This is a genomic window from Pseudomonas sp. 34 E 7, from assembly GCF_900005715.1.
Taxonomy (GTDB): Bacteria; Pseudomonadota; Gammaproteobacteria; order Pseudomonadales; family Pseudomonadaceae; genus Aquipseudomonas; species Aquipseudomonas orientalis_A.
On sequence record NZ_CVTX01000053.1, the window covers coordinates 1 to 231 of the forward strand.

1 protein-coding gene is annotated in these 231 nt (G+C 58.9%); it reads left to right on the top strand.

The window, feature by feature from the left end; all coding sequences use genetic code 11:
- Positions 1-231 (top strand): immunoglobulin-like domain-containing protein (locus tag BFP96_RS02260; protein ID WP_139113317.1); only part of this gene is annotated, 231 nt, incomplete at both ends.

Below are 231 nucleotides of genomic sequence, written 5' to 3' on the forward strand. Positions count from 1 at the left end.
CGGTTGGTACAGTGGTCGTGGATACCCCGGCTAACGACGTCTACGTTAACGGTTCGACCGTCACCACCACCATTACCGGTGCAACCGGCGGCAACTTTGAAAACCTGGTGCCGAGCACGACGCCTGCGGTTACTACCATTACTGATGTGGTCGATACCACCACTGTCACGCTGACGGCCGGTTCGACCGTGACCGAAGGCGGTCAGATCACTTACACCGCGACCCTGACCA